The sequence below is a fragment of the Microcoleus sp. Pol12B4 genome (genome assembly GCF_036701385.1).
In the GTDB taxonomy this organism is placed as follows: domain Bacteria; phylum Cyanobacteriota; class Cyanobacteriia; order Cyanobacteriales; family Microcoleaceae; genus Microcoleus.
The window spans coordinates 8,435-11,146 of the sequence record NZ_JAUBQR010000225.1; the positions used below are offsets into that span (position 1 = coordinate 8,435).

3 protein-coding genes are annotated in these 2,712 nt (G+C 44.7%); 1 reads left to right on the forward strand and 2 read right to left on the reverse strand.

Translation table 11 applies throughout. The annotated features are described in order from the left end of the window. Positions 1-1,639 (forward strand): penicillin-binding protein 2 (gene mrdA / locus QUA38_RS23845; protein ID WP_333166265.1); only part of this gene is annotated, 1,639 nt, incomplete at its 5' end. 331 nt (positions 1,640-1,970) lie between these two features. On the opposite strand, the gene QUA38_RS23850 is transcribed toward mrdA, so the two are convergent. Together QUA38_RS23850 and QUA38_RS23855 are read right to left on the reverse strand one after the other, a co-directional pair. Beyond that, positions 1,971-2,480 (reverse strand): Uma2 family endonuclease, encoded by a 510-nt coding sequence (locus QUA38_RS23850; protein ID WP_333166266.1) that lies wholly within the window; start codon positions 2,478-2,480, stop codon positions 1,971-1,973. A gap of 22 nt (positions 2,481-2,502) precedes the next feature. Then, positions 2,503-2,712 (reverse strand): hypothetical protein (locus QUA38_RS23855; RefSeq protein WP_333166268.1); only part of this gene is annotated, 210 nt, incomplete at its 5' end.

The window sequence follows — 2,712 nt, forward strand, 5'->3', positions numbered from 1 at the left end:
CAACCGACAGCGGGCGGAAAATAACCGCATTCGCCCTGTTTCAGTCCCAGCCAATCGCGGTCAAATTTTAGACCGCAGCGGCCAAATTTTTGCGGCCAACCGCGTATCTCGATCGGTCTATGTGTGGCCAAAAGAGCGATCGGCCAAGGAGTGGCAAGAGATCGCCGCTACACTGGACCCGATCGTCAAACTTCCTGCCGCCGAAATTATCAAAAAAATCGATGCCGTTGGCTACAGATCAGCCCTGCCAGTGCGAATTAGTAAGGATATCGATGTCGGTACTTTCGTCGCTTTGGGAGAACAAACTAATGCTTTGCGGGGAGTTGAAATTCGCGTAGAATCGAGCCGAGACAATCCCCACCAGCAATTAGCAGCTCACCTTTTGGGATACGTCGGCGAAGCTAGTTTAGAGCAATTAAAAGCTAATCCTGCATATCCGATGGGGATGCTCGTCGGTCAAATGGGAGTTGAAAAATTAGCCAATTCAACTTTAGAGGGCGTTTGGGGAAACCGTTTAATCGAGGTGAATGCTAAGGGCGAGGAAATCCAAGATTTAGGTGTAAAAGAGCCTATTCCCGGCAAACCGGTGCAGGTAACTTTAGATTTAGATATGCAGAAAACGGCGGAAAAAGCTTTGGGCGATCGCCTGGGTGCAGTTGTGGCGATCGACGTAAAAACAGGAGCTCTTTTAACAATGGCTAGTTGGCCGACATTTGATCCCAATATTTTCACCCGCAAGGTGACTCAACAAGAATGGGATCGACTGCAAGGGCCAGACAAACCATTTTTAAATCGGGCAGTTCAAGGCTATCCAGTCGGCAGCACTTTTAAGATTGTAACTTCTGTAGCCGGGATGGAGTCGGGCAAGTTTTCTCCTGACTCGACTTTGGTAAGTTCTGCTTCAATTAACATCGGCGGAATTTCCTTTAACGAACACGGTGCCGGTTACGGCGTTATCGGTTTCCGCGATGCTTTAGCCTACAGCAGCAATACGTTTTTCTATCAAGTAGGTATGACTGCAGGGCCGGAAGAAATGGCGAAATGGGCTAAAAAAATGGGCATTGGCGGTACTATTAATTTAGACCTTTTGGGGATAGACGGCGCCAATCACGGTCAAGTTCCGATCCCAGCAGAGAAACAGAAAATGTATGGGGAAGATTGGTATGTTGGCGATACAGTAACAATGGCTATCGGCCAGGGTTTGGTACTTTGTACTCCCTTAGAATTGGCAGTGATGGTGTCAACTATTGCCAACGGCGGTTGGCGAGTGCAGCCGCATTTGTTGGCTTCTCAAACCAATACGCCTGTTACTAAAAAAATTCCAACAGGTATTAAGCCTGCCACTTTAAACGTCATTAAACAAGGATTGATTGACGTGGTGAAAAAAGGTACGGGCCGCGCCATGAATGACGGTACTATTCCTTTAAGTGCTGGTAAGACTGGGACTGTGGAAATGCCCGGTCATCCTGACAATTCTATGTATGTGGGTTTTGCTCCCGCTGACAAACCTGAAGTTGCGATCGCAGTTATCGTTGAAGGTGGCGGATTTGGTGCTGTCTCGGCCGCACCAATTGCTCACGAGGTATTTAAAACCTATTTTCAAAAGCAAGGTTTTAAACCTACGAATAAGCCTTTCTAGTCATTAGCTAATTGTGGACTGTTGACTGTTGGCTGTTCTCATTTTGTCCCATACTTCGATCGCACTATCCTTGATATCTGGGAAAAGTGCGATCGATCAAAAAATTTCCCCTACCAATCGTCTCACTTCCACTGTCGATAAATTCATCATTTGCGCTACCTGTTCCAGACTCATTCCAGAATTTAAGAGTTGAGTTACGAGCGATCGTAATGTTGACTCCGCGGCCAGTCGTCTTAGGTTTTCTTCCTTGTGAGTCTTCAAAAACTCACCCGTTTCAGGAACTCTAAACCTCAATTCTCCTGAAATTAGATGCAATTCCAGTCCCAGCACTTCATTGAACAACCAACCACAGCGTATCGAAAGCGATATTGTTTGCTGCAATCGGCTCGTACTGATTGTTTATTAGACGTACTCCCTGTAAAATTGGATTCAGATAATCTCCCGACGGATCGTACTGAAAATATTCCCTAATTCCCAAAGACCGATAATTTTTAGGTTTGGTTTCTTGGTCTTTCGTCTGAGTTGTTTCCGAAGTAATTTCTAACACAAAATCAGGAGTAATTCCGCCTTCTTCCCAAACTTTATAATTATCCCTTTGGCGGGTAGCTACTCCAAACACCACATAAATATCCGGAGCAACAACCGCTTGGTTGTTCCCTTCTTCATAATATATGAAAGAATTAGCTGACACGTAAACATCAGAACGTTCTTGAAAGTAAAGCTTGACAGCTTCTACGCTGTAAGTTATGTAATCGCGCGTGATGTCGCTTTCAGCCATCGGCTCTCCGTCGCTGCTGGGATATTCAATTTCTAGTTGTTCGGCTTGAGTTAAAATTGTCATTTTTCAATCTTCCTCAAAGTTATTAATTTAATGTCGGGTAAATAAGCGTTCTAAGGTTTGTAGTGAGGACTTTATTCCTAGTAATTTTATGAGGGCTGAAGTCCTCAGTACAAAACTCTTTAATGGTGGTCGTGACCGCTGACATGATATGATTTAATGCTATAGCAAAACCATTTGATTTGTAAACAATGGGTTCAATCATCACAAACGTTTCAGGTCGTTCTACATTCAC

Bases quoted from the DNA above. Each gene is read 5' to 3' on its own strand.
- QUA38_RS23850 (WP_333166266.1), bottom strand. From the start codon at position 2,480: ATGACAATTTTAACTCAAGCCGAACAACTAGAAATTGAATATCCCAGC.